25 protein-coding genes and 1 tRNA gene are annotated in these 23,385 nt (G+C 62.8%); 16 read left to right on the top strand and 10 right to left on the bottom strand.

Translation table 11 applies throughout. The annotated features are described in order from the left end of the window. Positions 1 to 491: 491 nt before the first annotated feature. The 4 genes from ILT42_RS15580 to ILT42_RS15595 all read right to left on the bottom strand — a co-directional run bounded on the left by ILT42_RS15580 (position 492) and on the right by ILT42_RS15595 (position 3,726). Entirely contained in the window at positions 492 to 1,790 is a 1,299-nt protein-coding gene (locus ILT42_RS15580; RefSeq protein ID WP_204216539.1) for a hypothetical protein, read from the bottom strand. Between the two features lie 5 nt (positions 1,791 to 1,795). After that, the gene (locus ILT42_RS15585; protein ID WP_204216540.1) at positions 1,796 to 2,077 is read right to left on the bottom strand and encodes a helix-turn-helix domain-containing protein; all 282 of its coding nucleotides are present in this window, start codon (positions 2,075 to 2,077) and stop codon (positions 1,796 to 1,798) included. Beyond that, a complete protein-coding gene (locus ILT42_RS15590) occupies positions 2,074 to 2,400 on the bottom strand; it encodes a type II toxin-antitoxin system RelE/ParE family toxin (RefSeq protein WP_229428687.1) in 327 nt (108 codons plus the stop codon). The genes ILT42_RS15585 and ILT42_RS15590 overlap by 4 nt, the downstream gene beginning before the upstream one ends. A gap of 384 nt (positions 2,401 to 2,784) precedes the next feature. After that, positions 2,785 to 3,726, bottom strand: coding sequence for an ArdC family protein (locus tag ILT42_RS15595; protein ID WP_204216542.1), 942 nt, complete (start codon positions 3,724 to 3,726; stop codon positions 2,785 to 2,787). 811 nt (positions 3,727 to 4,537) lie between these two features. Here ILT42_RS15595 and ILT42_RS15600 point away from each other — a divergent pair. Continuing rightward, positions 4,538 to 5,248, top strand: a complete 711-nt coding sequence (locus tag ILT42_RS15600) for a hypothetical protein (RefSeq protein ID WP_204216543.1) — start codon at positions 4,538 to 4,540, stop codon at positions 5,246 to 5,248. A 116-nt stretch (positions 5,249 to 5,364) separates the two neighbouring features. Here ILT42_RS15600 and ILT42_RS15605 read toward each other — a convergent pair whose 3' ends face one another. Both ILT42_RS15605 and ILT42_RS15610 read right to left on the bottom strand, forming a co-directional pair. Then, entirely contained in the window at positions 5,365 to 5,874 is a 510-nt protein-coding gene (locus ILT42_RS15605) for a hypothetical protein (RefSeq protein WP_204216544.1), read from the bottom strand. 99 nt (positions 5,875 to 5,973) lie between these two features. After that, positions 5,974 to 6,414: a hypothetical protein gene (locus ILT42_RS15610; protein WP_204216545.1), complete on the bottom strand. Its 441-nt coding sequence runs from the start codon at positions 6,412 to 6,414 to the stop codon at positions 5,974 to 5,976. A gap of 405 nt (positions 6,415 to 6,819) precedes the next feature. On the opposite strand from ILT42_RS15610, the gene ILT42_RS15615 reads away from it, so the two are divergent. Beyond that, a complete protein-coding gene (locus ILT42_RS15615) occupies positions 6,820 to 7,518 on the top strand; it encodes a hypothetical protein (RefSeq protein WP_204216546.1) in 699 nt (232 codons plus the stop codon). A gap of 605 nt (positions 7,519 to 8,123) precedes the next feature. On the opposite strand, the gene ILT42_RS15620 is transcribed toward ILT42_RS15615, so the two are convergent. After that, positions 8,124 to 9,773, bottom strand: coding sequence for a site-specific integrase (locus ILT42_RS15620; RefSeq protein ID WP_324617743.1), 1,650 nt, complete (start codon positions 9,771 to 9,773; stop codon positions 8,124 to 8,126). A gap of 89 nt (positions 9,774 to 9,862) precedes the next feature. Further along, positions 9,863 to 9,952, bottom strand: a tRNA-Ser gene (locus tag ILT42_RS15625). Between the two features lie 271 nt (positions 9,953 to 10,223). On the opposite strand from ILT42_RS15625, the gene rplU reads away from it, so the two are divergent. The 12 genes from rplU to ILT42_RS15685 all read left to right on the top strand — a co-directional run bounded on the left by rplU (position 10,224) and on the right by ILT42_RS15685 (position 20,531). Then, on the top strand, positions 10,224 to 10,616 hold the full coding sequence (gene rplU, locus ILT42_RS15630) for a 50S ribosomal protein L21 (RefSeq protein ID WP_204216548.1): 393 nt from the start codon (positions 10,224 to 10,226) through the stop codon (positions 10,614 to 10,616). Positions 10,617 to 10,652: 36 nt separating this feature from the next. Continuing rightward, positions 10,653 to 10,919 carry a 50S ribosomal protein L27 gene (rpmA, locus tag ILT42_RS15635; RefSeq protein ID WP_204216549.1) on the top strand — a complete coding sequence of 89 codons (267 nt, stop codon included), beginning with the start codon at positions 10,653 to 10,655 and terminating at the stop codon, positions 10,917 to 10,919. Positions 10,920 to 11,107: 188 nt separating this feature from the next. Beyond that, positions 11,108 to 11,749: a GNAT family N-acetyltransferase gene (locus ILT42_RS15640; protein ID WP_204216550.1), complete on the top strand. Its 642-nt coding sequence runs from the start codon at positions 11,108 to 11,110 to the stop codon at positions 11,747 to 11,749. A gap of 189 nt (positions 11,750 to 11,938) precedes the next feature. Beyond that, positions 11,939 to 12,976, top strand: coding sequence for a GTPase ObgE (gene obgE / locus ILT42_RS15645; RefSeq protein WP_204216551.1), 1,038 nt, complete (start codon positions 11,939 to 11,941; stop codon positions 12,974 to 12,976). Further along, on the top strand, positions 12,973 to 14,121 hold the full coding sequence (proB, locus tag ILT42_RS15650; protein ID WP_204216552.1) for a glutamate 5-kinase: 1,149 nt from the start codon (positions 12,973 to 12,975) through the stop codon (positions 14,119 to 14,121). Before obgE ends, proB begins: the two co-directional genes overlap by 4 nt. A 10-nt stretch (positions 14,122 to 14,131) precedes the next feature. Then, positions 14,132 to 15,418 carry a glutamate-5-semialdehyde dehydrogenase gene (locus ILT42_RS15655; RefSeq protein WP_204216553.1) on the top strand — a complete coding sequence of 429 codons (1,287 nt, stop codon included), beginning with the start codon at positions 14,132 to 14,134 and terminating at the stop codon, positions 15,416 to 15,418. Beyond that, entirely contained in the window at positions 15,415 to 16,071 is a 657-nt protein-coding gene (locus ILT42_RS15660) for a nicotinate-nucleotide adenylyltransferase (protein ID WP_204216554.1), read from the top strand. Before ILT42_RS15655 ends, ILT42_RS15660 begins: the two co-directional genes overlap by 4 nt. 153 nt (positions 16,072 to 16,224) lie before the next feature. Next, the gene (gene rsfS, locus ILT42_RS15665; RefSeq protein WP_324617745.1) at positions 16,225 to 16,554 is read left to right on the top strand and encodes a ribosome silencing factor; all 330 of its coding nucleotides are present in this window, start codon (positions 16,225 to 16,227) and stop codon (positions 16,552 to 16,554) included. 15 nt (positions 16,555 to 16,569) lie between these two features. Then, positions 16,570 to 17,064 carry a 23S rRNA (pseudouridine(1915)-N(3))-methyltransferase RlmH gene (rlmH, locus tag ILT42_RS15670; RefSeq protein ID WP_204216556.1) on the top strand — a complete coding sequence of 165 codons (495 nt, stop codon included), beginning with the start codon at positions 16,570 to 16,572 and terminating at the stop codon, positions 17,062 to 17,064. A 3-nt stretch (positions 17,065 to 17,067) separates the two neighbouring features. Then, complete coding sequence (locus ILT42_RS15675) at positions 17,068 to 18,402, top strand: murein hydrolase activator EnvC family protein (RefSeq protein WP_204216557.1); 1,335 nt, start codon at positions 17,068 to 17,070, stop codon at positions 18,400 to 18,402. Further along, the gene (locus ILT42_RS15680; protein WP_204216558.1) at positions 18,402 to 19,733 is read left to right on the top strand and encodes a S41 family peptidase; all 1,332 of its coding nucleotides are present in this window, start codon (positions 18,402 to 18,404) and stop codon (positions 19,731 to 19,733) included. The genes ILT42_RS15675 and ILT42_RS15680 overlap by 1 nt, the downstream gene beginning before the upstream one ends. 282 nt (positions 19,734 to 20,015) lie before the next feature. Further along, a complete protein-coding gene (locus ILT42_RS15685; RefSeq protein WP_204216559.1) occupies positions 20,016 to 20,531 on the top strand; it encodes an RNA pyrophosphohydrolase in 516 nt (171 codons plus the stop codon). A gap of 14 nt (positions 20,532 to 20,545) precedes the next feature. On the opposite strand, the gene ILT42_RS15690 is transcribed toward ILT42_RS15685, so the two are convergent. Beyond that, positions 20,546 to 20,950: a hypothetical protein gene (locus tag ILT42_RS15690; RefSeq protein ID WP_204216560.1), complete on the bottom strand. Its 405-nt coding sequence runs from the start codon at positions 20,948 to 20,950 to the stop codon at positions 20,546 to 20,548. Between the two features lie 186 nt (positions 20,951 to 21,136). Here ILT42_RS15690 and ILT42_RS15695 point away from each other — a divergent pair, with 186 nt between their 5' ends. Further along, the gene (locus ILT42_RS15695; RefSeq protein WP_204216561.1) at positions 21,137 to 21,568 is read left to right on the top strand and encodes a hypothetical protein; all 432 of its coding nucleotides are present in this window, start codon (positions 21,137 to 21,139) and stop codon (positions 21,566 to 21,568) included. Between the two features lie 10 nt (positions 21,569 to 21,578). On the opposite strand, the gene ILT42_RS15700 is transcribed toward ILT42_RS15695, so the two are convergent. Next, positions 21,579 to 22,262 carry a transglutaminase-like cysteine peptidase gene (locus tag ILT42_RS15700; protein ID WP_407664583.1) on the bottom strand — a complete coding sequence of 228 codons (684 nt, stop codon included), beginning with the start codon at positions 22,260 to 22,262 and terminating at the stop codon, positions 21,579 to 21,581. A gap of 288 nt (positions 22,263 to 22,550) precedes the next feature. Between ILT42_RS15700 and ILT42_RS15705 the strand changes: the two genes are divergently transcribed. Then, on the top strand, positions 22,551 to 23,315 hold the full coding sequence (locus ILT42_RS15705) for an SDR family NAD(P)-dependent oxidoreductase (protein WP_204216563.1): 765 nt from the start codon (positions 22,551 to 22,553) through the stop codon (positions 23,313 to 23,315). The last annotated feature ends 70 nt before the right edge of the window (positions 23,316 to 23,385 follow it).

The following is a 23,385-nucleotide window of genomic DNA, read 5'->3' on the forward strand; positions in this document are numbered from 1 at the left end:
GTTCGTCCAGCCCCGCGTCAGGAGCTCGGCGGGCCGCAGGCCACAGTTTCAGGAGTGGAGACCAAGCCGGGCCGGCGGAGGCGCGGGCGACTGCCCGCGGCCGACGACGAGACCCGGCCGCAGCCGGAGCCTCGCAGGCCGGCCCGAAGTGGCCGGCCTGCGAGGGCGAACGGCGAGGATAGATCAAGACGCGGGGGCGCGAGGGTGCTAAAGCAGGGGATCCGTGAGGGCGGATCGAGGTAGGATGCGCGACGGCCCCGAAGCTTTCATAGCCTTACTCGAAAAGTTTTCGTAGCTACGTTCATAGTGAAGGGCCAGTGGCGCCTAAGTTATTGGAAAAACTAGATAATAATATTTTTAACGTGACACATGTAATGGCAATGTGTGACACAGATAATGGAATTTTTCGTCGTTTTTTGAGCAAAGCCCCGATTCTGTGACGCAGATAATGGCAGCTAGGCCTATCCCGAATCTTACAGGAATAAATTCCATCAGACGGCCTCTGTGGCATCGCTTTTAAAAAGCGCCTGCCGCTTCCGCCGTGGTGAATGCTCGTCGATCGTCTTTATCTGCAGGCCGTTCTTCGTATTCTCCCATTCGTTGGTGTCGTCCAGGGACGGCCTCCCGACTAGGATCTTCTTGTCGTCATCCTTCCCAATGTAGATCTTCCATGTCGTCCGCTCGTCGACGAGGCCAAGAGCGTCTTTCAAGCGGTGGACCCGTTGCCTATGAGCGGTTCCGTCGTCCACCATCTTCCAGGTCTTCTTCTCTTGGTCCCAGACCTTCTTCCTCCGCGGCTTCCCGTTGATGACTTCCGTCAGCTCGTCGAGGTTATACTCCATCGCCCTGTCAAAGCCGACTTGCGCTGAGAAATGCCAAGCGAGAAGGATCGCTCGGTCGGAGGTGTGGAGCTCCCTCATCTCAATGAGAGAGAGCCTGGCGAACGGCTCGAATTCAGGCTTTTGATTAGGTCTGCGGTCGTTGTTCTGCTTGAGGGCCCCGCCTGCCACGAGTGCGTGCTGGGCAATCTCCGGGATCAAGTCGACGGCTACGGTTTTCGCGGCAGTATCTTCAGTGAGCAGCATCAGGGGCCAATCCTTCTGGATGCTGCCTCTCTGCGTAAACATGCTTACTCTCCTGAGAGCATACAGCGAATCGCGGATTGCATCGGTGTTCGCCTTGGCGTCCGTCTTGCCGAGCATCTTTCGGATATCTATGAGGGCGCATTGCACGCGGGCCCAGTGAGGAGCTTCATCCGGAGGCAGCATCGGATGTCCCGCTCCGTCAGTGGCATCATAGGTGTTGATGGGGAGGTGTTGAGCCATTGCGCAGAGGACGGCGAGCACCTGCAAATCGTTGACTGTGAGCTTGTACTGGCTCGTCAATCGGTAGTAGACCTCGCGACCGCGCCTCCTGTCGATATCCCTACCGTCCGCAGCTCGATCGCTAGCGGGCTGTGCCTGTTGATCCGGCTCCATCTCCGGCACGTCGGCTTTGTTGGCCTTGGTCCCGTCGGGTCGGCAGGCGAAGAGGCCGCACTGCGGCGTGACCAAATCGAGCTTGGCGAACTTCAGCTGACCGGCATGCACGGGCTCGCGGCTCCTGGGCGCGCGTTTGCGCTCCTTTGTCGCCTTGCTTCCCCTGTCGGCCTTCTTCTTGGACTTCTCCTTGAGCGCGTCTGAAATCCGGTGCCAAGTGCCGCCTTCGAGCATCTTTTTGAGCTCATCGGGAGTATACGTGCTCTTGTTGATGTCAGGGGTTCTGTAGTGGTCGAATTCCACGGCCTTCATAGACTTTACTCCGCCGGGTCCAGATGCAGCGACACGCGCGAGCCAGTGACCTCGGCGAAGCGCCGGATAGTCTTGAGGGACGGCACGACGGTGCCGCTCTCCATTCGGGCGACGCTCGACTGGGTAGTGCCGAGCGCCTCGGCGACCTGCTGCTGTGTCATGCCGGCCCGGGTGCGGGCCTTGATAAGCTCCTCGGCCGCCGCGTACTCGAGGTCGGCCTTTTCGTATCCCTTGCGGAACTCGGGGTCCCGCATGTGCTTAGCCTTCAAGTCCTTCAGCTTCGTCATGGCTTCACCCTCTTCATGCGGTCACGGGCAATTGCGAGCTCACTGGTTGGCGTCTTCTGGCTCTTCTTGACGAAGACCCGCAGCACGACGACCCGCCGGCCGGACACCGTGACGTAGAATCCTCGGGCGATGCCCTCGCTCGCCTTAGCGCGCAGCTCCCACAGCTTGCCTTCGAGATGCTTCACGTGCGGCTCGCGAATCTGCTCCAAGCCGATGTTCTCGATCATCTCCATAAGCCGGATCATCCGGGCGCGAAGAGCTGCCGGCAGAGCCGCAATCTCTTCGTCTACGGTTTCATCCAACGTTTCGACTGACCAAATCATGAAAGTGAATATAGCGCCGACGCTATGTTTGCACAAGGCTTTATAAGGAGTTTTTCGTCGCGGGCGCTTACTATGCCTCGAATCCTGTCGACCGGAATTCGCGCCCACGCCGACGCACGAGGTCAGGCTGCGCCCGCGCCAGGAGCCGGTCGGCACTACGGCAGGTCGCGTACGCGTCGTGCCGCGCCCTATTCCAAAAGAGACGGGTCAACCGGTGGTCGGGGAGGTCACCCCAATAGCTGCGTTACTCAATGAGCTGTCGACGGAAATCGCGGCGTAGGAGCGCGCGCTCCAAGCGGCCGATCTGGAGCAGCGGGCGCGGCGGAGTGCCTCCAGTCCAGGCGGTCATGCCTGGCAACGCGGAGAGGGGAAGGGAGGCGGCCATTACGCCGCCTCCCGCTGATCGTCTGTGTTGCTCTCGTCGGCCGTCAACGTGGCACCGGTCAAGTACCGGACGGCGCGCTCTGCATGGCCTGCTGCGCTGAAAACTGCGCGGCTGTCCTGCTTCAAGACCCGAATCCAGCTTTCGATATAGCTCGCGTGGTCAGCGCGTGGCTCGAGTGTCAAAGCCAGATCCGCGCAGAGGAAGGCTGCGCCGAGCTCCGCGACAAGCTCCTCAAACGCGTATGACGAATCGCCGAACCGCTTGCCGAAGGTCCGGCCCAATCGGTCGCCGTGGCCGGTCCAGTGAATGTGCTCATGACCAAGGGTGGCGTAATACGAAACTGCGTCTTTGAATGCAGCGTGCGGCGGCATCTGGATGAAGTCGAGGCCCGGCGAGTAGAATGCGCGGTCACCACCGTGGCGGATTGTCGAGCCGGTCGCGCGGAAGAAAGCTTCCGCCGCCTCAACGACCTCGAACGGGCGCTCCTCCTTGGTCTCTGCCTTCGCATAGAAATGAGTGGGGAGGCCGTCGACCTGCTCAACGTTAAAGACAGAGTACGCTTTAAGGTACGCGACCGAGCGCTCGGCCTTCTCGCCGGTATCGCTGTTCTGCTCCTCTTTCGTGAAAGTCCCCGCCTTGAACACCGTCGACGAGGTTTCGCCTTTGCGCACCTGACCACCTAAGTCGGCGGCTTGCTTATACGTCATCCACGTCGACGCGGTGTAGCCGCGCAACATGGCCTCGGTCCAAAGAGTGAGGACATTGATGCCTTGGTATGCCAAGCCATTCGCGCGCAGCGGGCGTGTGACCGGCGCGCCGCCGTTGCCGGCCGACCACGGCTTCACCCAGGGGCGCACGCCCTGCTCCAGATCAGCAACGATGCGGCTCGTGACGCGCGCGTACGGGTCGACGCGGGGTGTTTCTGAAGTTTTGCGGGCCATTTCTTCTCTCCAAATCGCGGCAGCGGTGCGTGCCTGCTCACGCACCGCTGCCCTCCCGGCGAGGGACGGAGAGTGGGGGCAAAAGCGGCCCTCGGGCCGGGACCAGAGCGGCGCGCAGATGGCAGGAGCAGAGCGACGAATCGAGCACCGGGAGGACCCGCCTTTTGCGGGGAGACGAGGCGGAGCCTCTCTCCCTCTTGCTCGCGTCCGCGAGCGCATGGCCATTGATCTCAGATGAGCTCTCCCGACGTCGCGAGTCTCACGAACGCGATCCTCGGATCGGGCCGCTTCCGAATCTTCAGGAAAGGTCTGCCTTCTAGATGCGTTTCGATCTCAAGCGAGGCGAGCTGCACGCCTTGCGCCCATCAAGCCTGCTCGTGCACCGTCGACGCGTCACTTACGCGCGAGGAATGTGCAGACATCGGCACCGCACGCTTCAAGATTGCGATGCCGGCCAGGATGTTCTCGACGTCGTTGTCACGGTTCGGTCTAAACCAGCCAGCTATAGGGCCGAGGTCGTCTGTTGAGGGGCAGACCATGTCCAAAGCGCTAGCGAATCGCTTTTACAAGCAACTCCAGGACACCGAATCGAGTTGCGCAAACAACACAGTGTTGGTTCTTTGCAACGAAGATGTTGTCGTCGCCGTCTGAACATAATGCAATGACCATATGGTGAACCATTAAATGAGGATTATTTGAGTGTTGTTTGATGGTTTCCATAGTGTACCCGGATTATGGTGTACATCCCAAACAAAGTGAGCGAGAATTCTTTGCTACGTTAAGATGGCCGCAATCGACAGACGGAGACGCGATGACAACCGACTTCACTTTTACCGCTGCCAATTCGCAGCAACTGGCAAAACAGCTCCGCTCGGCGCGGACAATTGAACCGCGGATGCACTTCCACTTCGGGCCCGACGGCGATGGCGGCTGGTGGACCTACGGTGAAGACGAGGCCAAGGCTCGCCTTGGGCTGTCATTCCGCAGTTTGGTGGCTCACGCGCAGACTGTCTTCGACGAAATCCAGGAGACGGCCAGGCGGCGAGGGCCGTTCGATATCACGAGCATCCGCTTCGACACCGCCGAGGACCTCCTCAATGAGGCCATCGAGGGATCAATCGCGAGGCCGATGGACGAGCACGATCCAGTTGGCTTGGTCTATAAATACGACGTCATGCTCGTGGCCGATGTCGCAGAGCGTATTGGTGTCAACTCCGTCCTGCATGTCACGATGTGGGACTGGAAGGCTTATTCAATTGGCACAATGATGTCCGACAAGAATGCCTGGGATGGGAGGCCACGGACGATCATCGCCTCGGCAATGCAAATGTCCGAGGACGATCAATGGTGGTTCTCAGCGGATGTGGCAAGTTGGGCGATCGCTAAGATTGCGGCTAGGCTTGACTACTTGACAGAGGTCATCACCGGTCACGATCCCGAACCGAGCTGCAGGTTGCCTGGCTGGCATCCTAACGACGAACGCAAGCTAACGACTTCCAACCGGCGCCGCGCAGCGGCATAAAGCATATACGAGGCGCGGGCTATAAGCCTGCGTCTCGCATTTGCCGTAGATTTGCGCACATCAGTAAAGAAGATCGAGATTCTCTTATGCGGCGTCGAGCTTTTCGGCACCCCATATCAGCTGCAGTAGTTCCGCCAGAACACGTGGTTGTCATAACGTCGCCTAGCGAGCTCCTCCCGGGTCAGCCACCCATTCCTTAACTCGTTCTCGTTGCGTCGATCCATCAATCGCGCCTCCGCATCTCTTTTCTTGGCAACGCGAAGACCGGATAGGGAAATGCGAAGAGCATAAGCCGCGAGAACAGCACCGGCGAGGATCGCCGGAACTCCATTCGGCTGGTACACAAAGGCTAGTGCGATCCCGTGGGTCGCAGCAAGCAGGCCGCAGAATCCGAGCATCAATTGCCAGAAGCCATCAGCTATACGTAAGTGCGTCGCAAGAAGGGTCGCGAGCAATGCAATTGTCAGCCACACGAATGCGTCACCCGCTTGAACAAGCAAGGCCGCCACGAGGAGCGCCATTGCAACCAGCGCGGCGAACGCCAAATGGACGAAGTTGTCGCGGCGAATCGGATTGAGCGGCGTTGATATGTAGAAACTGACGGATTGGAACGACTTACTGATCACGGCTTTCGACTCCATTGCGCGATTGCTTTGCGTTTCTCCAAGAGGAGCATCGGATGCATTAAACTCAGTTGCCATAAAGTACGGCTAGATGGCCCGACATCACGATCCCTGATCGTCAGTCGTGATGCTGCTAGCGGTGCTGTCGACTTCGTCCGAGCTCTCCTCATCGTACGCCAAATCACCCGATGCTTTGCACAAATCAGCGTCGATGTTGCTCGGCCGACGGGCCTTCTTGTTCGAACCCGCTGGAGAGGATCGTGTTGAACGGGCGCGAGAGGGAGAGTTCGCTACGAAGTTTTCTACCAGACGATCCCTGTCACTCTCGCTTGCACTAGCGGCAAGGGCCACTGCGGCCTGGATGAGGTCGTCATCGAGTTCCAAGCCGCCGGCTTTCTCGACGAGGACGGCAATCTCTACTCGTCGGTCGGCGCGAGCCTTTTCGAGTTGCTCACCTGCGATCCGCTTTGCAGTTTCGAGGGCCGCCTGAGCTGATGCAATGGCTGCTTCAGCTTCTAGTTTCCGCTTCAAGTAGCGGGACATGCTTCAGTTCTCCAAGAGGTGTGTGATTAACTGCTTGCGATCACTGCACAGGGAGCAGGTGCGAAGGTCATGCTCGTGAAGCAATCGCGGCTCTGCGTGCGCGGCGGTGCCGACAGGTGAGGGGGATCTCGGCAGGCTCGCAGGTTGCGAGGGGACCTCGACTGGCTGGGCGTCCGGCCAATGCCTTTCGGCGGCGAGGGGCACGAGTTAAGGTGAGTAGAATCGGAAAATCTATCCGCGTCAATACGATGAGGCGCGAATTTGCTCGTGATCTCTCATCTTTCGATGAATGAGCTGCGCGCCTTGAAATTGAACGGGTGAAGAAGCAAATTGTTGGGCATAGGCCCGAAGAATACCATGAACGACAATGTGGCTCCCATCCCTCAACTTAGTAGGAGAGCCTTCATGCGTATTGCTAGACTGGCAAACAACGCATCTGACATGAATCGATCGTCAGAGGACCCCACCTCAAGAGCAAGGGCCCAGGCTGCCGGTCGCTTTCAGATCTTGAGCTTTGCCGAGCAAGCGGCTCACATTTACCTCGGCCAGCCGTTTCGTGCACTCAAGCGCCAGCACCTTCCGTCAGAGCTCTTCATGCATCCTGCTGTGATTGCGGATGACGAACTCATCCTCTCGACAGAGGAGGATCTTCGAGAGCTGCTGGGGACTGCTCTCCGTGATGATCGGAAGCGGCTTCTTGCTGCGTTTGATCGTGCGGACATTGTCGAAGTCATCAGGATTTCGGGCTGGTCTTATGCGAGGGCTTGGGCCGAGCTCAAGGAGCATCGGAGTCAGGGACGGATCAGAGCAATCAGGCCAGGCCGGCCTGCTGCAGTTGGCGACATCATATGCCTCAATGAGACCTTCGTGGATGTGCGTGGTCCCAGGCGCCGCTGGACGGGACAATGGTTCTGCCGGGTAGAGAGAATCGAGGACTGTTTCGTTCGGCTTGAAATTGTGGAGACGAGAAAAGTACCGCCGGCGATCAAGGCGGCGCGACATGCAGATCCCCGACTGCTGACGTCATGGCTGGAGGGAACGCACCCGGACTTCTCGGCGGAGCGGCTACGGCGGCCGGGCGAGGGTCGAGCCATGAAGAAATGAAATAGCCGGCCCTGGTGCCAGAATCATTTCGTCGTCTCTCGCACCCAGGAACAGAACAAGGGCCAAGATCGGTGGCCGGATCAGCACATCAACTGGGATCTGTCTCTTCTCTACGTAAGGTGCGGGCGAGGATCACGTCCGCGTTGGACATGGTCGAAGTCTTTCAAGACGAGAACCATTGCCTGCGCATGTTCAAGGGGGTAGTCCGGCCCAACAGCCGAATTCGCCCTGAGGTCATCACAGGTCGTTGGCCTTCAGCAAGTGTTTCGAATCCGCCAGTCTGGAAGAAAGTAGACCGGTGTGCAGCTGCAGGACGGAGCGTGGGAATGTGACGTGAGCTTGTATGAAGACCCGAACCTCACTTTGTATTTGAGCAGTGGGGAGGAGCGCCGCCCCGAGATCGAGAGGCTTCTCATGCTCGATAATGGAGCCATCGAAGATGTAGCGGTTACGTTTGCTAAGAACTGATGGTTAGAAATAGTTGATCTTTCATCAGCAATGCACGTCTTGATCTGCCTCTTCCTTGTGGTTGATTGTAAGCGAAGCATAGTTTCACTTAATGGCTTTTCGGAGCAGAATGGACGCTCTTTAGAAAGCTATTTATATCAATGTCCTTTAGATCGCAGCGTGGCGGGTGGAACGCCATTTTCGGCTGAAATCTTGCATATCTCTTTGGCCAGAAATGATATCGAGAAGCCTTCACCATAACTCGATCCTACATCACTGCTGCTATGACCAGTCAAAGCATCGCTAACTTCCTTGCTGATGCCAGAGTTCCTGCAAATATCTTTGAAGCGATGACGAAGGCTGTGGTTTGGCGCGATGCGAGGATCCGTGATTTCTAGATCCCGTCGAACCCAGCGGCTAAGGACCTTCGTCGCATTGCCTCCACGTCGACCGAATCTATCAGGTGTAATTTCTCCGAACAAATGAGCATCTTTGCTCCCGCAGCTTGCGACAAATTGGAGAAAGCCTTCCTGAAGCAACACCGGATGAAGCGGTACTCGACGACGCGAGCCTTGGTTCTTGAGATGCTTGTCAGGATGGTCATCGTTGATATCGATATAATGACATTCGTCAGCCTGGCGAACGTCCGACGCTCGAAGCTGACAAAGTTCGTCGAGGCGCGCGCCGGTAAAGGCTGCAAGCCAAGGGATCCATCTCCTGTAGCCATCTCGACCTCTTGCGTCGAGCAAGAGAGCCTTGGTTTCATCGTCCGAGAAGCCCCTTCGCTTGTCCGACCTGCCTTTCTTTTGCGCAGGCGTCTTTACTAATGCGAAGGGGTTTGCAGCCACCCGGCGGTTCTCCATTGCCCACCCATAGACGGCTTTGCTCGCGGCTATAAAGTCAGCGACTGTTTTCATGGACTTTCCGGATTGAAGCAGTTCCGCCTTCCAGTCTGCTGCATCGTCGAGGGTCGCCGTTGCCACGGATAAGCCTCGAGATTTCAAGAATTCCTCAAACTTCATGAGTCGACGTTGGAATGTGTAGCTGGTCTTCTCGGTCGGTTGCTTTTCAAGCTTCCATCCTTCGATCAGGCTGGCGACAGTCACCTGGACTTTTTGATGCTGTGGGAAAGCTGAAGGGGGAAGGGGACGTTCCGGGGTCCTCACGCTTGCGCCCTCATGGCGCGCCCTTACGATCTCAAGTGCCTCTAGCCAAGCTTCGGTTAGTGAGCGGTAGATCCTATTCGCAAGCGAGGAGAAATGGTCGTCGAGTTGGACACCAGCATCAGCCAAAGCCTGGATTGCATCATTGTCGAAATGCACGTAGAGGTTGTCGCCGCGTGCGTTAGCGTCTCGCAGCGCAGCCTCTTCCTCCCGTAACTGTGCTGCCAGAATCTGCCACTCGCCCCGCGACATCGGAGAGGTGCCACGCCGTTTCGCTTCATCTGCCGCGAGTTTACGGTATTTGAAGTCCGTAGCGAGCCGCTCAAGCGCCCGATCATCAATAGCAATCGTCAGCGGGGCCTTATGGAGGGCGAGGCGCTGTCTTGCTCTTGAGAAGATACGGTCTGCCTCAGCATCAAGGCTGCGGACCATTTCCTTGGCTTTACCGTAATCCGCTGTCGATAGGCTTATCCAGAACTCGGTGCTAGCCTTGCTGCCTCTCAACGAGACTGCGGCCTTAAAATCAAAGAGGGACGGATCGTCTGTCGACAGCATTTGCCGCGCTATCTCCCGCAGCGGCTTCGGGATCGTGCGACGATACCAATAGATTTTACCCCGCGTGACGAGCCCCACCATTGTCCTCATAGCTTCGTAGCACTCCTTCGTAGCAAAGGCAGCGCGCAAAGCCAATCACGGCTTAAAAAGCCTTACAAAACAAGCTGTTCAGTGTGGAATGGCGGAGAGGGGGAGATTCGAACTCCCGATACGGTTGCCCGTATGCCGCATTTCGAGTGCGGTGCATTCAACCACTCTGCCACCTCTCCGGGTCGCGAAGGGCCATGGCCCCGCTGGTTGAGGCCGGGTGGATATCATGCGTTTTGGGGGCGCACAAGCGGCAAAAACAGGTTTTTGGTTGACAGGGGAGGGACCTGTCCCGTATGACGCATTCGCTACGCGTAGGCCTTTCCGCCTGCGCGTTTTCATTGCGGGGTTAGGAAAATTTCCCGGCCCCGCGTACCGAAGCCGGAAACTGCCAAAAAGCCAGCCTGACGGGATTTTGCCCGGAAAGAGTTGGGTTTGAACACGAGGTTGAAGATGTTCGCAGTGATCAAGACCGGCGGCAAGCAATATCGCGTCGCCGCCGAAGACGTCATCACCGTTGCCACGCTCGCAGGCGAGCCGGGCGACACCGTTACGTTCGACCAGGTTCTCGTCGTCTCGAACGACGGCAACACCCAGTTCGGCGCTCCCCTCGTCGAGGGCGCGACCGTGACGGGCACCGTGGTCGAGCACACCCGCGGCGAGAAGGTTATCGCCTTCAAGAAGCGCCGCCGCCAGAATTCGCGCCGCAAGCGCGGGCATCGCCAGGATTACACCGTCGTCCGCATCACCGGACTGCCGGGCCAGAGCGAGAAGCCCAAGAAGGCTGCGGCCAAGAAGACCACCCAGGAGACGGCTGACGTCGCTCCGGCCGCTACCGCTGAATAAGCGACCGGCTCAAGCTAGGAACACGGGAGTACACCCATGGCTCATAAAAAAGCAGGCGGCTCGTCCCGCAACGGCCGCGACTCCGATGGCCGTCGCCTCGGCGTGAAGAAGTTCGGCGACCAGCAGGTCGTGGCTGGCAACATCATCATTCGTCAGCGCGGCACCAAATGGCATGCCGGCGCCAATGTCGGCATGGGCAAGGACCACACCCTCTTCGCCACGACGGACGGACGCGTACGATTTCTGACGAAACAAGGCCGAGCCTTCGTATCGGTCGTCCCGGCCCAAGAGGCCGCAGAGTAAACGGCGAGAGCTAAAGCGAAGGAGCTCCCGCCGGTATCACACCGACCCGGCGGATCAGAGCTCCCAACAGGCCCGAAAACGGCCAAGCTCCAGATCCAGAACCAGCAGGGGAGGTGGGATACCACCTCCCCTTCGCGTTTTCCGGGCCGCTTTTGAAACGAAAGGCCCAACTGGATCGGAGCAAATCCATGTTTCCCGACCTCACCCGTGACGATGTTTTCCGCCTGGAAACCCGCCGCCTGTGGCTGCGCTGGACGCGCCTTGCGGATGCCCAAGCCATCGTGCGCCTCGCCGGTGAGAAATCGGTAGCCGACATGACGGCCCACATTCCCCATCCCTACACGCCGCAGGATGCGGAGCGATTTATCTTCGCGGCGCGCCAGTCCAACGCGGACGGGCAGGGGCTCCAGCTCGCCATCACGCCGAAGGGCAGGCCCAACGCCCTCATCGGCATGGTGGGGATCACCCCAGGCTCCGAGAAGGGCCAGCCGACCCTCGGCTATTGGCTGGGGACTCCATCCTGGGGGCAGGGCTACGCGACCGAGGCCGTCAGGGCCCTGATCGACGCCTTCTTCGCCTATGGCGACGAGATGGAGCTGCGGGCTTCCACGCGGGTGATCAATCCCACGTCCCGGCGGGTGCTGGAGAAGTGCGGCTTCGCTTATCAGGGCACGGGCCTGGTGGAATTCCCGGCCCGGGGCGGCTTCTATCCGGCGGACGAGTTCCGGCTCGACCGGCGGGCCTGGGAGAGCCTGAAGTCCTGGGGCCATACCGGCCTCGTGCGGGAACCGGCCTATGAGGCCGAGCCCGTGCTCGAACTGGCGAGCTAGAGCATTTTTCGGCGAAAGGCCCCCGGTCCAACGCCGGAAAATGCGACAGGACAAGTAAGAGAGCTGATTTCACGCCAATGGAAGCGGCTCCAGGCTTCGCCTCACAAACCGGCGCTCCCGGAAACCGGGAGCGCTTTCCCTATGGTCTGCGTTGCTCCCGCGAACCTTGTCCCGTAAAGGAAGCGGGTTATGAAATTTCTCGACCAAGCCAAGATCTATATCCGCTCGGGCGACGGAGGCGCGGGCTGCGTCTCGTTCCGCCGTGAAAAGTTCATCGAGTTCGGCGGGCCGGACGGCGGCGACGGCGGGCGCGGCGGCGATGTTTGGGCCGAATGCGTGGAAGGGCTGAACACGCTGATCGATTATCGCTACCAGCAGCATTTCAAGGCCAAGAAGGGCGTCCACGGCATGGGCTCGAACCGTGCCGGCGCCAAGGGCGACGACATCGTGCTGAAAGTGCCGGCCGGCACGGAAATCCTGGACGAGGACGGCGAGACGGTCATCGCGGACATGACCCATGTGGGCCAGAAGATCCTGCTGGCGCGGGGCGGCAACGGCGGCTTCGGCAATGCCTATTTCACCACCTCGACCAACCGGGCGCCGCGCCGGGCCAATCCGGGACTTGAGGGCCAGGAACGCTGGATCATTCTGCGCCTCAAGCTCATCGCCGATGCGGGCCTCGTGGGACTGCCCAATGCCGGCAAGTCGACGTTCCTGGCCACCGTCACGGCCGCCAAGCCCAAGATCGCCGATTACCCGTTCACGACGCTCCATCCGGGCCTCGGCGTGGTGCGCGCCTACAACCGCGAATTCGTGTTGGCGGACATTCCGGGCCTGATCGAGGGCGCGTCCGAGGGGGTGGGCCTCGGCGACCGCTTCTTGAGCCACGTGGAGCGCTGCCGGGTGCTGCTGCACCTGGTGGAGGGCACCAGCGAGCATGCGGGGAAGGCCTACAAGACTGTCCGCACGGAAATCGAGGCTTACGGTCACGGCCTCGCGGACAAGCCGGAGATCGTGGCCCTGTCCAAGGCGGATGCGCTGGACGAGGAGACGCTCAAAGAGCAGGTGGCGCGCCTGAAGCGCGCCACCAAGCGCACCCCTCTGGTGCTCTCGTCGGCTTCGGGCCAGGGCGTGCAGGAGGCCTTGCGGGCGCTTCTCTCGGTGATCGACGAGGCCAAGGCCGAGGAGGCCGAAACCGCCGCCCCCCAGGAAGAATGGCATCCATGACGCCCGATCTGCGCCAGTTCCGCCGCGTCGTTCTGAAGGTCGGCTCCTCGCTCCTGGTAGACCGGGCCCGGGGCCGTTTGAATCATGCCTGGCTGGCGGCGCTCGCGGAGGACATCGCCGATCTTCATGCCCAAGGGGCCGATGTCCTGGTGGTCTCGTCCGGCGCCATCGCCATGGGGCGCACGGTGCTGGGCCTTCCTCCGGGCACCCTGCGCCTGGAGGAGAGCCAGGCGGCGGCGGCCGTCGGGCAGATCGCGCTCGCGCGCATCTGGGCCGAGGTCCTGGCCCATCACAGCATCACGGCGGGCCAGATCCTGGTCACCCTGGCCGACACGGAAGAGCGGCGGCGCTATCTCAACGCGCGCGCCACCACCCTCAAGCTCCTGGAACTGCGGGCGGTGCCCGTGATCAACGAGAACGACACGGTGGCCACCAGCGAGATTCGCTATGGCGACAACGACCGCCTGGCCGCCCGCGTCGCCACCATGATCGGGGCCGACCTGCTGGTGCTGTTCTCCGATATCGACGGGCTCTATACGGCCCCTCCGGCCTCGGACCCGAAGGCCGAGCACATTCCTGTGGTGGAGCGCATCACGCCGGCCATCGAGGCCATGGCGGGCGGAGCGGCCTCCGAACTGTCCCGGGGCGGGATGCGCACCAAGGTCGAGGCCGGCAAGATCGCGACCGCCGGCGGCACTCACATGGTCATCGCGGACGGTCGCACCAAGAATCCCCTCCGGCGCGTGGCCGAAGGCGGGCGCTGCACGTGGTTCCTGACGCCCTCGAACCCCGCCACGGCCCGCAAGACCTGGATCGCCGGGGCGCTCGAGCCGCGCGGCATCCTGCACGTGGACGAGGGCGCGGCCCGCGCTCTCCTGGGAGGCGCGAGCCTCCTGCCGGTGGGGGTGCGCCGGATCGAGGGCAGCTTCGCGCGAGGCGACGCGGTGACGATCCGGGGCGAGAGCGGCGTGCTGGGCCGGGGCCTCGTGGCCTACGACGCCCATGAGGCGACGCGGATCATTGGCCGGCCCAGCCGCGAGATCGAGGCCATCCTGGGCTATTCGGGCCGCGCCGAGATGATCCACCGAGACGATATGGCCCTGAACCTTGAAGTTTCGCGGGCTGGCCTGAAAGCGGCCTCTTGAGGGGAAGAGCATGGAAGCCTTGAAACTGGTCGAAGGATCCGACGTCGAGACCCTGATGGGCCGGATCGGCCGTGATGCCCGCAAGGCTGCCCGTCAGGTCGCTTTGGCGTCAACGGATCAGAAGAATGCGGCCCTGCGCGCCATGGCGGCTCAGATTCGAGCCCGGCGGGATACCATCCTGGCGTCCAATGACGAGGATGTGGCCGAGGCGCGGGCCAAGGGTCAGGCTTCCTCCTATCTCGACCGCCTTGCCCTGGACGACGAGCGCCTCGAGGACATCGCGGCTGCCGTGGACAGCATCGCCGGGCTTACCGACCCGATCGGCCGGGTGCTGGCGACCTTCGAACGTCCCAACGGCCTTGTGATCGAGCGCGTGGCGACCCCGCTCGGGGTCGTGGGCGTCATTTTCGAGAGTCGCCCGAACGTGACGGCAGATGCCGGGGCGCTGTGCCTGAAGGCCGGCAATGCCGCCATCCTGCGCACCGGTTCGGACAGTTTCCGCACTGCGGCGGCCATCGCCGACGCCATCGGGGCGGGGCTTGAGGAGGCAGGGCTTCCCGCCGACGCGATCCGGCTCGTGCCCACCCGCGACCGGGCGGCGGTGGGCGCCATGCTGTCGGGCCTCGACGGAAACATCGACGTGATCGTGCCTAGGGGCGGCAAGAGCCTTGTGGCGCGGGTCCAAGAGGAGGCGCGGGTGCCGGTCTTCGCCCATCTTGAGGGGCTCTGCCACGTCTTCGTTCACGAGAAAGCCGACCTCGCCATGGCGAAAGCCATCGTGCTGAACGCCAAGATGCGCCGCACGGGCATCTGCGGTTCCGCCGAGACTCTGCTGGTCGACCGCGCCTGCGCCGACACGCACCTGGAACCCCTGGTGGCGATGCTGCTCGACGCGGGCTGCGCCGTGCGTGGCGACGCCGCGGTGCAGGCGGTCGACCCCCGGGCATCCGCCGCCGCCGAGGAGGATTGGCGCACCGAATATCTCGACGCCGTCATCTCGGCGAAGGTCGTGGACGGCCTGGGGGCCGCCATCGCCCATATCGAGGCCTACGGATCCCACCATACGGACGCCATCGTGACGGCAGACCAGGCGGCGGCTGAGCGCTTCATGGCAGAGGTCGATTCCGCCATCGTGCTCCATAACGCTTCGACCCAGTTCGCCGATGGCGGCCAGTTCGGCTTCGGGGCCGAAATCGGCATCGCGACAGGCCGGATGCATGCGCGGGGGCCCGTGGGCGTCGAGCAACTGACCTCGTTCAAGTACAGGGTGCGCGGAACGGGCCAGACCCGCCCGTGAGCCTGGTATCCTCGCGGTTTCGCCTGGGGCCGTCCGGCCTCGTGTGCCTGCCCCGCTTCGCCTCTGGAATGAGGATCGGCCTCTACGGGGGCTCGTTCAACCCGGCCCATGCGGGCCACCGGCACGTAAGCCTCATGGCCCTCCGGCGCCTCGGCCTCGACCGGGTCTGGTGGATCGTCACGCCGGGCAACCCGCTGAAGGATACGGGCGAACTGGCCCCGACGGCGGCACGGGTCGAGGAGGCCCGGCAGATCGCCCGGCATCCGGCCATCGACGTGACCGCCTTCGAGGAGGAGATCGGGGCCCGCTACACGGTGGATACCCTGGCCTACCTCAAGCGGCGCTGCCCGGGCGTGAGGTTCGTCTGGATCATGGGCGCCGACAACCTTGCGGGGTTCAACCGCTGGCGCGGCTGGCGAAGCATCGCCCGGATGATGCCGATGGCCGTGGTCGACCGCCCCGGCTGGACCCTGAGGGCGGTCCATTCCCGTGCGGCCATCAACCTTGCGCAGGACAGAATTCCTGAGAGCGAGGCCCGGTCTTTGGCAGGCCTCGCTCCCCCTGCCTGGGTGTTCCTGCACGGCCCGCGGTCCTTCCTGTCATCCACCGCCATTCGCCACCTGCGACGAACTTCTCCTCCGATGAGACGTTGAAATCGTGTGCCGTCCGACATTATCTTAAGAGGACGGCGCACAAAGTGTAGCGTCGCTTGAAAGGGTCTGAACCTGAATCGACTATCTTCGCTAGAAGCGGATCTGAATCCGCTTCCCCCTCTCTCCGGAGCGGAGACTCCGCAAGATGAGGACATTCGGGCTGCTATCGTAGCCTCCATCGAGGATATGAAGGCCGAGAACACGGTCGAAATCGACCTCGTCGGCAAAACCTCGCTTGCAGATACCATGATCATCACGTCGGGCCGTTCCCAACGCCATGTGGGCGCCATCGCCGACCGTGTCATCAAGGACCTGAAGGACAAAGGGTTCGGGAATGCGCGGGTCGAAGGGCTGCCGGCTTGCGACTGGGTGCTAATCGACGCCGGTGACGTGCTCGTGCACATCTTCCGCCCCGAGGTTCGCGGTTTCTACAACCTCGAGAAGATGTGGGGCTCCGACCGACCGCAAGACCGTCCCGTCTAAGTCGGACGTCTGGTCTTGCGCTTGAGCTTGCTGGCCGTAGGCCGTCTGAAAAGCGGTCCGGAACGGGAGCTCGTCGAGCGCTACAGGCAGCGCATCGAGGCCATGGGCCGAGGCCTTGGCTTGGCCGGGTTCGACATGGTCGAAATGCCCGAGAGCCGCGCCAGACGAGACGACGACCGCCGCCAGGAGGAGGCCGATATCCTCCTGGAGAAGGCTGGCCAGGCCGTGCTGATCGTTTTCGACGAGCGCGGCAAGAGCCCCACAAGCGAGGCTTTCGCGGCTCGGATCAGACAGTGGCGCGACGACGGGCGGGGCGACATCGCCTGCATCATCGGTGGGCCCGATGGACTCGATCCCAGGGTTCGCCAGCGGGCGGATCTCGTGGTCTCCTTCGGGGCGCTCACGATGCCGCACCAGATCGTGCGCGCTTTGGTCACCGAACAGCTGTATAGGGCGCTGACAATCCTGTCCGGTCACCCTTATCATCGCGCCGGACACGACGATTCCTAACGGATGATCCGCGCAAGCTCCCTGATCCTTCTTCCCCTGACCGCCCTGGTCCTGCCCGCCCCGCATGCGGCGTGGGCCCAAACGCCCGCGCCTGCCGTGGGGGCCTCGACGACGGAAACCGCCGAACAGAAGGCGCGGCGCGAGGGCGATCTGCGCAAGCTCGAGGAGGCGATGGCGGCAAGCGCGGAGGCCAGGCGCAGGCTGGAGGCCGAAATCGCCGAGATCCGCACCGACCGCGCCAAGCTCAACACGGCCCTCATCGAAACCGCCGACCGCATCCGCGGCACCGAGGATCGGACCCGCGGCCTGGAACAGCGGCTTCAGACCCTCACGGCCAGCGAGGCGGCGATCCGCCGCTCCCTCGACAGCCGCCGGGGCGTGATCGTGGAGGTTTTCGCGGCCCTGCAGCGCATGGGACGCCGTCCGCCTCCCGCCGTGCTCGTGCGGCCCGAAGACATGCTGGAGGCCGTTCGAACCTCGATCCTCCTGGGGGCGGTGCTGCCCGAGCTCCGGGCCGAAGCCGAAACCCTGGCGACCGACCTCGCCGAGCTGGTGCGGCTCAAGGACGCCATCGTGGCCGACCGAAACACCCTCGGGGGCGAACTCGCGGCCTTGTCCAAGGAACAGGAGCGCCTGAACGCCCTCATGAACGCCCGACAGACCCGGATGGCGGCCGTCGAGCAGAATATGGGCTCCGAGCGCGAAAAGGCCGAAGGACTGGCCCGGCAGGCGGGGTCTCTCAAAGAATTGATTGACCGCATGGAGCGCGAGATCACGGGCGCGCAGCGGGCCGCCGAGGAGGCGCGCAAGGCCGCCGAGGCCCAGGCCCAGGCCACCCGCGAGCGCTTCGCGCAAGCCGCCTTCCGCGATCCCGCCCGCTTGGCTCCCAAAATTCCCTTCGCCGAGGCTCGAGGCCTTCTGCCGAGGCCGGTCAGCGGGGATGTGGCCCGCGATTTCGGAGCCGCCGACACCTATGGCGGAACGACGCGCGGCATTTCGATCACCACGCGCCCAAGAGCGGCTGTCGTATCTCCATCGGACGGATGGGTTGCCTTTGCGGGACCCTTCCGGTCCTATGGACGACTCTTGATCATCAATGCGGGGGGAGGATATTATCTCCTTCTGGCCGGCATGGATCAAATCAACGTCGAGGTCGGTCAATTCGTCCTCGCAGGAGAGCCTATCGCGACCATGGGACAATCTTCCCTCGTGTCCCCGGCCGCAGGAGCCCTCGCAACAAACGAACCTGTTCTCTATGTAGAGTTCAGGAAAGATGGTACGTCGATCGATCCGGGCCCATGGTGGGCGAAATCGCAAAGCGAAAAGGTTCGCGGGTAATGCGCAAACTGTCCCTTCTTCTTGTCGGTGCCGCCCTCGGAGCGGGCAGCGCAACCGTGGCGACGCAGACGAGCCTGCTGTCGAGCACGAGCGCCATCGCGGCCTCCGCCGACACCTATCGCCAACTGAGCCTCTTCGGCGACGTCTTCGAGAAGATCCGCACGGATTACGTCGAGAAGCCTGAAGAATCCAAACTCGTCGAGTCGGCCATCAACGGCATGCTGACGTCCCTCGATCCGCATTCGAGCTACATGGACGCCAAGAGCTTCCGTGACATGCAGGTCCAGACCCGTGGCGAGTTCGGTGGCCTGGGCATCGAGGTCACCATGGAAGACGGCCTCGTGAAGGTCGTCACGCCCATCGACGAGACTCCGGCCTCGCGGGCCGGCGTGCTGGCCAACGACGTCATCACCCAGATCGACGGCGAGAACGTGCAGGGCCTGTCCCTGAACCAGGCCGTCGACAAGATGCGCGGCCCGGTCAACTCCTCCGTCATCCTGAAGATCCAGCGCAAGGAGGCCAAGGACCCGATCGAGGTCAAGCTCACCCGCGAGACCATCAAGGTTCGCCCCGTCCGGGCTCGCGTCGAAGGCGACATCGGCGTCCTGCGCGTGACCCAGTTCAACGAGCAGACCTATGAGGGCCTGCGCGCCGGCATCGAGAAGGTGACGGCCGATATCGGCGCCGACAAGGTCAAGGGTTTCGTGATCGACCTGCGCAACAATCCGGGTGGATTGCTGGACCAGGCCATCATGGTGTCGGACGCGTTCCTCGACCGCGGCGAGATCGTCTCGACACGCAGCCGCAACCCCGAGGATACCCAGCGCTTCAGCGCCAAGACGGGCGACCTGACCAAGGGCAAGCCCCTGGTGGTTCTCGTCAACGGGGGCTCGGCCTCGGCCTCGGAGATCGTGGCCGGAGCCCTGCAGGACCACAAGCGCGCCACCGTCATGGGTACGCGCTCCTTCGGCAAGGGCTCCGTGCAGACCATCATCCCGCTCGCGGGCAACGGCGCGGTGCGCCTGACCACGGCGCGCTACTACACCCCGTCCGGCACCTCGATCCAGGCCAAGGGCATCACGCCCGACATGGAGGTTCTTCAGGATATTCCCGATGACCTGAAGGGCAAGGACGAGACGAAGGGCGAGGCCGGCCTGCGGGGTCACCTGCAGAACGGCGGCGAGAAGGAAGAGCGCGGCGGATCGTCCGCCTACGTTCCGCCGGATCCGACCAAGGACAAGCAGCTCATCGCGGCCTACGAGTTCCTGCGCGGCGAGCGCAAGGGCGCGGCCAACACCACGACGACCAACACGGCCACCGCGCCGAACTGATCGCCGCGCCATTCCCGCCATCCACAGCCTGCCGGTTTGCCCGGCAGGCTGTTTTCGTTTCCTCTCCGACATCCCTCATCGGCCAGGGTGCAATTCTTCGGTCGCGGCCGACGCCAGGCCTTGCTTCGAAGGGTCCGAGACGGCACTCTCGTTGCGTCACCCGAACCGTCGCGGATCGTCGTCGTTCAAAAGAGGGGACAGCCGCGCCGGTCGAACAGCGGGCCGGTATCGAAGCGCAGGGGAGGGACGAGGCCGATGAAGAGCGCCAGAGGATTGCGGAACATGGCGGACCTGCCCTATCGCTCCTGTGTCGGCGTCATGATCCTCAATCGGGACGGTCTCGTGTTCATCGGACGCCGGAAATCCGAGGGCGGGCCCGAGCATGTGGCCGACGGCTATGCCTGGCAGATGCCCCAGGGTGGAATCGATCCCGGCGAGAACCCCTACGATGCGGCGATCCGGGAGATGTACGAGGAGACCAGCGTCCGCTCCGCCGCTCTCCTGGCGGAGGCGCCCGACTGGTACACCTACGATTTGCCCGCCATGGTGGCGGGCCGGGCCTGGCGCGGGCGGTACCGGGGCCAGAAGCAGCGGTGGTTCGCGTTCCGGTTCGAGGGCGACGAGAGCGAAATCAACATTCTCAAGCCCGGCGGCGGCCACCACAAGCCTGAATTCGACGAATGGCGCTGGGAGGAGATGCACCGGCTGCCCGATCTCATCATTCCCTTCAAGCGGCCGGTCTACGAGAATGTGGTGACGGCCTTCCGGCACCTGGCGCCGGAAACCCAGAAGACCTGACGGCGAAACCGGCCTCAGGCGGCTTGGCTGCGTGCCTCGGAGGCGGGTTTCCGCGATAGGTGGGCCGCCTGGAAGGCGGCGAAGCCCTTGAGCCTCAGGTCCTGCGGGCCGATGCGCTCGGCCGCGCCGTTGAGCCTGCCGAAGAACCGGCTGCGGGCATCCTTGAGCAGGCGCTGCTTGCGGGCGATCGGCTGGGCCCCGACGGCCTTGTCCCGCACGAGGGCCATGGCGGCGGCGTAAAGGTCGTCCGCCGCCGACTCGATGCCGGGGTCGCGTTTCAGGAGGCCCATGACGTCCAGGAGCAAAACCCGTAGGTCGTGAAGGTCGCTCTGCTCGGGCTGGAGGGCGATGCAGTCGGCCAGCAGGCCGATGGCCTTGAGGCGCTCGTCAATCGTCTCCGCGAAGGTCTTGTGCAACATGGGCCGTCACCTCCTGAGCATCGAGCGAATGACCGGCGGGACGCGGGTTCGCTGGCCTGGCAAGAATGCGCCCCCATGGTTAACGGATGGTTATCGTTGATCCCTTCGGGGTAGCTGGCAAGCGCTTATCAAAGGCAACATTTTTGAGGCATGATAGGGCTGGCGACAGCACCGGGAGGCAGGCTGATGATCGACGTGACGGGCTTCTGGAGCGACGTACGGGGCTTGGGCGCTCTGGCGATCGAGAGCGCGCGCCTCCTGCCTCCCGCTTTTCTGCTCGCCTTTGCCGCCATGCCCGCGGCCGCCCTTCTGTGCCGCAGCCCGACGGCCGCCGCGATCGCGCTTCTGACGGGCCTCCTGGCGCTGTTCGCGCTCCGGATCGAAGCCGGTCCTGTCTACGCGTGGGGCATGGTCGCGATCGCGGGCCTCTCGGGGCTCCTGGCCGTAATCCTGGCGTTCTCCGTGCGCCGGGCGAAGCGGGACGCGCGCCTGGCGGTGTCCGAGGCTCGGACAGCGCGGCAGGAACTCGACGCGGTCCGGGAGAAGCTCGAACGCGAGATCCACTGGCGCCAGGCCGGCGAAAAGTTGGCCGAGCGCAAGCCCGCCGCCGTCTCCTGAGCCGCCCCGCCTACTTGTTCGCGGTGAGCATCGGGCCGGCGCGATCGGTCAGGGACACCCAGGCTTTCCCCTCTGCGCCCTCGCGCTTCACATAGGTGTAACCGGTCTGGCTCCACGGCAGGACGGCGTCGCGCTTGTTGTCGAGGATGAAGTCGCCCCGGTCGGTGCGAACCATCATGACCGCGTGTCCGGCCCCTTCCTCATCGATCACCACCGTCATGCGCAGGGCGCGGCGCGGCAGGCCGGACTCGACGAGCTGTCGGCGCTTGAGAAGCTGGATGTCCTCGCAATCGCCCATGCCGTCGTCCGGATAATCCCAGCGGTCGAGTTCGCCCCAATGGTCCTGATCGGTGACCGGCAGGATATCCCTGTTGACGCGGGCATTCACGGCCACGATCTCGGCCCAGGTCTCGGAATCGAGGGTGATGACGGTGGGTTCGGTCTCGTCGAGGGCGCATTCCCCCGGAAGCCTTTGGCAGAAGGCCAGCCAGGCCTGGGTCGGAACGGCCGAGCCGCCGGCGCGGACGGGGTGGGTAGAGGCGGGCAGGGAGGCCGGGAGGGAAGCGAAGCCGGTCTGGACCGGTGCCGGATTGGCAAGGGTAGCGCCCGGCGCCAGGATGCCCGTCAACACCAGAGCCCAAACGGGCGCAATGCCTCTTCGGGCGCGCGAACGCCCTTTTCTGCCCCTTGTCATGTTCCGCTCGCTTAGCTGGCTTTTTGTCTTTAAGCCAAGCTGTCAGTTCGGGACGGATCGGGCAAGCGGGAACATGGAGTACATCCTGCGACGGATAGCGTGTGTTGAAATCAAGTGACACCAGACACGTAACGTAAAGTAATGGACAGCATAATCCACTCGGTATCATGTTCGAAAATTGCGCAAGGCGCGGACTGCTCGATCGAAGCTTGGCCGCTGTCCCGATCCTGTAACGGACGCTATGACAATACGTGCAAGCTTCGAGCTTAGGAACGCGAGGGGACGTCCATGCTATCGGATCTGACGAACAAGAGAGTATTGGTCACGGGATCGAGCACTGGGATCGGCGCCGCCGTGGCGGCGGGCTTTGCCGAGGCCGGCGCGCTTGTGGCGGTGCATTACAACAGCAGCGCAAAGGAGGCGAAGGCCGTCGTCGAGGGAATCGAACAGGCCGGAGGGCGCGCGCTGGCGCTGGCCGGCGATGTCGGGTCGACCGCCGGCGCCGCCGGGCTGGTGCGAGAGGCCGCGTCCCGCCTCGGCGGCCTGGACATCCTCGTGAACAATGCCGGTGCGCTCGTGCGGCGCGTGCCCGCCATGGAGATTGACGATGCCCTCTACGACCAGGTGCTCGACCTGAACGTGCGCTCCGTCATCATGGCCTCCCAGGCCGCCATTCCCTATCTCAAGGAGGCGGGCGGTGGGGCCATCATCAACACCAGTTCCATCGCGGCCCGCAACGGAGGCGGCCCCGGCGCGCTCCTCTACGCGAGCGCGAAGGCTTTCGTATCGAACCTGACCCGGAACATGGCCAAGGAGTTCGCGGCCGATCGCATCCGTGTCAACGCAGTGGCGCCCGGGGTCATCACGACGCCGTTTCACGAGAGGTTCTCGACCCCGGAGATGCTCGAAGGCATGCGCCGGACGATCCCCATGGCCCGCCTCGGCAGCCCGGAGGAATGTGTCGGAGCCTACCTGTTTCTGGCCTCCGACCGGATGAGCGGATACATCACGGGCCAAACCATCGAGGTCAATGGGGGCCAATACATGCCGTGACGAGGACGCGCCGGGCTACCAGAAATAGGAGAAGCTGTAGGCCAGGATCGCGACGATCACGAGAACGGCC

This window comes from Microvirga pudoricolor (assembly GCF_016892705.1).
In the GTDB taxonomy this organism is placed as follows: domain Bacteria; phylum Pseudomonadota; class Alphaproteobacteria; order Rhizobiales; family Beijerinckiaceae; genus Microvirga; species Microvirga pudoricolor.

Excerpts from the sequence above, each read along its gene's own strand:
- ILT42_RS15580 (WP_204216539.1), bottom strand. The coding sequence starts at position 1,790 with ATGAAGGCCGTGGAATTCGACCACTACAGAACCCCTGACATCAACAAG.
- ILT42_RS15585 (WP_204216540.1), bottom strand. The coding sequence starts at position 2,077 with ATGACGAAGCTGAAGGACTTGAAGGCTAAGCACATGCGGGACCCCGAG.
- ILT42_RS15590 (WP_229428687.1), bottom strand. The coding sequence starts at position 2,400 with ATGATTTGGTCAGTCGAAACGTTGGATGAAACCGTAGACGAAGAGATT.
- ILT42_RS15595 (WP_204216542.1), bottom strand. The coding sequence starts at position 3,726 with ATGGCCCGCAAAACTTCAGAAACACCCCGCGTCGACCCGTACGCGCGC.
- ILT42_RS15600 (WP_204216543.1), top strand. The coding sequence starts at position 4,538 with ATGACAACCGACTTCACTTTTACCGCTGCCAATTCGCAGCAACTGGCA.
- ILT42_RS15610 (WP_204216545.1), bottom strand. The coding sequence starts at position 6,414 with ATGTCCCGCTACTTGAAGCGGAAACTAGAAGCTGAAGCAGCCATTGCA.
- ILT42_RS15615 (WP_204216546.1), top strand. The coding sequence starts at position 6,820 with ATGCGTATTGCTAGACTGGCAAACAACGCATCTGACATGAATCGATCG.
- ILT42_RS15620 (WP_324617743.1), bottom strand. The coding sequence starts at position 9,773 with ATGAGGACAATGGTGGGGCTCGTCACGCGGGGTAAAATCTATTGGTAT.
- rplU (WP_204216548.1), top strand. The coding sequence starts at position 10,224 with ATGTTCGCAGTGATCAAGACCGGCGGCAAGCAATATCGCGTCGCCGCC.
- rpmA (WP_204216549.1), top strand. The coding sequence starts at position 10,653 with ATGGCTCATAAAAAAGCAGGCGGCTCGTCCCGCAACGGCCGCGACTCC.
- ILT42_RS15640 (WP_204216550.1), top strand. The coding sequence starts at position 11,108 with ATGTTTCCCGACCTCACCCGTGACGATGTTTTCCGCCTGGAAACCCGC.
- obgE (WP_204216551.1), top strand. The coding sequence starts at position 11,939 with ATGAAATTTCTCGACCAAGCCAAGATCTATATCCGCTCGGGCGACGGA.
- proB (WP_204216552.1), top strand. The coding sequence starts at position 12,973 with ATGACGCCCGATCTGCGCCAGTTCCGCCGCGTCGTTCTGAAGGTCGGC.
- ILT42_RS15655 (WP_204216553.1), top strand. The coding sequence starts at position 14,132 with ATGGAAGCCTTGAAACTGGTCGAAGGATCCGACGTCGAGACCCTGATG.
- ILT42_RS15675 (WP_204216557.1), top strand. The coding sequence starts at position 17,068 with ATGATCCGCGCAAGCTCCCTGATCCTTCTTCCCCTGACCGCCCTGGTC.
- ILT42_RS15680 (WP_204216558.1), top strand. The coding sequence starts at position 18,402 with ATGCGCAAACTGTCCCTTCTTCTTGTCGGTGCCGCCCTCGGAGCGGGC.
- ILT42_RS15685 (WP_204216559.1), top strand. The coding sequence starts at position 20,016 with ATGGCGGACCTGCCCTATCGCTCCTGTGTCGGCGTCATGATCCTCAAT.
- ILT42_RS15690 (WP_204216560.1), bottom strand. The coding sequence starts at position 20,950 with ATGTTGCACAAGACCTTCGCGGAGACGATTGACGAGCGCCTCAAGGCC.
- ILT42_RS15695 (WP_204216561.1), top strand. The coding sequence starts at position 21,137 with ATGATCGACGTGACGGGCTTCTGGAGCGACGTACGGGGCTTGGGCGCT.
- ILT42_RS15700 (WP_407664583.1), bottom strand. The coding sequence starts at position 22,262 with ATGACAAGGGGCAGAAAAGGGCGTTCGCGCGCCCGAAGAGGCATTGCG.
- ILT42_RS15705 (WP_204216563.1), top strand. The coding sequence starts at position 22,551 with ATGCTATCGGATCTGACGAACAAGAGAGTATTGGTCACGGGATCGAGC.